Annotated in this window: 1 protein-coding gene; it reads left to right on the forward strand. The window is 66.3% G+C overall.

What is annotated here, in order from left to right; translation table 11 throughout:
- Positions 1-2,903 (forward strand): non-ribosomal peptide synthetase (locus B5V02_RS10630; RefSeq protein ID WP_146606041.1); only part of this gene is annotated, 2,903 nt, incomplete at both ends.

The following is a 2,903-nucleotide window of genomic DNA, read 5'->3' on the forward strand; positions in this document are numbered from 1 at the left end:
CGAGACGCTGCTGGCCAGGATCTGGGCGGAGCTTCTGGGGGTCGAGCGGGTCGGACGCCACGACAACTTCTTCGAACTCGGCGGCCACTCGCTGCTGGCGGTGCAGCTCTTGAGCCGGCTGTCGCGGCTGTCGCTCGGGGTGGAGGTGCGCACCCTGTTCGCCAGGCCGGTGCTGGCCGATCTTGCCGCAAGCCTTGGCAGCCATCACGAGGTGGCGGTGCCTGCCAACCTGATCACCGAGCAGAGTACGGCTATTACGCCGCAGATGCTGCCGCTCATCGAGCTGGCCCAGCCGGAGATCGACCGGATCGTCGCCATGGTGCCCGGCGGCGTCGGCAACATCCAGGACATTTATGGCTTGTCGCCGCTGCAGGACGGCATCCTGTTCCATCATCTGCTGGCCAGCGGGGGCGATCCATATTTGCTGGTGTCGCAGATGGCGTTTGCCGACCGTGACCTGTTGGAGCGCTATCTTGGTGCGGTTCAGCAGGTGGTGGATCGGCACGACATCCTGCGCACGGCCTTTGTCTGGGAGGGGCTGTCGAGCCCGGCCCAGGTGGTGTGGCGGCGTGCGCCGCTGGAGGTGAGCGAGGTCGAGCTGGATGCCTGTGATGGTTCCGGCGCCGAGGAGCTCCGGCGCCGGTTTGATCCGCGCCGGCAGCGCATCGATCTTGGCCGGGCGCCTTTGTTGCGGTTTGTGATCGCGCGCGAGCCCGGCAGCGGGCGCTGGCTGCTGCTGCAGTTGCAGCACCATTTGATCGGGGATCACACGACGCTGGAAGTGATGCATGCCGAGGTGCGGGCCGTGCTGGCGGGGCGGGAGCATGAGCTGCCGGCACCGCAGCCGTTCCGCAATCTGGTGGCGCAGGCGCGGCTGGGTGTTGATGCCAAGGCACATGAGCAGTTCTTCCAGGAACAGTTGGCGGACATCGATGAGCCCACGATGCCGTTCGGGCTGAGCGAGGTCTACGGCGACGGCAGCGAGGTCGGCGAGGCGCATCGGATGCTGCCGCAGGCGCTCAACGATCGGCTGCGGGAACAGGCGCGGCGGCTCGGGGTGAGCCTGGCCAGCCTGTGCCATCTGGCCTGGGGTCAGGTGGTGGCGCGCAGCAGCGGGCGAGAGCAGGTGGTGTTCGGCACGGTGCTGTTCGGCCGCATACACGCGGGTGCAGGCGCCGACCGGGCGCTGGGCCTGTTCATCAACACCCTGCCTGTGCGGCTTGACCTGGACGGGACCGGGGTCGAGGCGAGCGTGCGCACCACGCATGCCCGGCTTTCCGAGCTGCTGGCGCACGAGCATGCCTCGCTGGCGCTGGCGCAACGCTGCAGCGGCGTTGCGGCGCCGGCGCCGCTGTTCAGCGCGCTGTTGAACTACCGTCACAACACGCCGGCGGCCATGGCCGGTTCTGAAACGGATGATGTCCTGTCGGGCGTGGAATGGCTGGGCGGGGAGGAACGCACCAACTATCCGCTGACCCTGTCGGTAGAGGATTTTGGCGAGGCGCTCGGCCTGACGGCGCAGGTGGCGGAGCCAATCTCTGCGGATCGGGTCTGCGGCTACATGCAGCGGGCGCTCGAGCAACTGGCGGAGGCGCTGGAGCAGGCGCCCAGTAGGCCGGTGCGCGAGCTGGACATCCTGCCGGCCGACGAGCGGACGTATCTGCTGGAGGAGTTGAACCGGACGGCGGCCACCTATCCGTCGGAGCGGTGCATCCATGAGCTGTTCGAGGCGCAGGTGCGCCAGGCGCCGGAGGCGGTGGCGGTGGTCCATGAGGACGAGCGCCTGAGCTATGGCGAGCTCAACGCCCGGGCCAACCGGCTGGCGCATCATCTGATCGCACTGGGTGTGAAGCCGGATCAGCCGGTGGCGATCTGCCTGGAGCGCAGCCTGGCCATGGTGGTGAGTGTTTTGGCGATCCTGAAGGCGGGCGGTGCCTATCTGCCGCTGGATCCGGCCTATCCGTCGGCGCGGCTGCGGCAGATTGTCGACGATGCAGCACCGCAACTGCTGCTTTGCGATGCCGCCAGCCGAACCGCACTGGGCGCCGAGGCGTTGGCCGATGTCAGCGTGGTCGATCTGGAGACGGCCATCCCGGCCTGGGCCGAGGGGCCGCCTTCGGACCCGGAGCCGCGCACGCTTGGCCTGACCTCGCGCCATCTCGCCTATGTCATCTACACCTCAGGCTCCACCGGCACCCCAAAGGGTGTCATGATGTCTCACGGCTCGCTTGTGAATTTGCTCTCGTCTTCCCCGGGGGTTAGCGCGCCAAAACGCACACTTCAATTCACGACCCTAAACTTCGATGTGTCTTTCCAGGAATTGTTCAGTTGTTGGAGGGACGCTGGACTGCTCGTGCTCATGCGAGAAGAGACCCGTGCCGACTTCGCCGACTTGCTCGGATTCGTGAAGGGGGAGGCGATCGAGCAGCTTTTCCTCCCATTCGTAGCATTGCACCATTTTGCGGCGGCCTGGAGCGCGCAGCCAGTGCTGCTGCCCTCTTTAACTGAGATCTATACGGCGGGTGAGCAATTGCAGGCCACTCCACTGCTTAGGGCGTTCTTCGAAGCGCATCCAAAGGCGAAATTGATCAATCAATACGGGCCCACAGAAACCCACGTCGTTGCGGAGCACCGCCTTGCAGCTGACCCATCATGCTGGCCCCAATTGCCTCCCCTCGGCCGCCCGCTTGCGAACACGCGGGTGTACCTGCTGGACGGTCATGGTGGGCCGGTACCGTTCGGGGCGGTGGGGGAGCTTTATATCGGCGGGGCAGGCGTTGCGCGTGGCTACCTGAACCGCCCCGAGCTGACGGCGGAGCGGTTCATCGCCAGTCCCTTTGTGGCAGGCGATCGGCTGTACAAGACCGGCGACCTGGCGCGCTATCTGCCGGACGGCAATCTGG

This window comes from Mesorhizobium kowhaii, assembly GCF_003253745.1.
Classification (GTDB): domain Bacteria; phylum Pseudomonadota; class Alphaproteobacteria; order Rhizobiales; family Rhizobiaceae; genus Mesorhizobium; species Mesorhizobium kowhaii.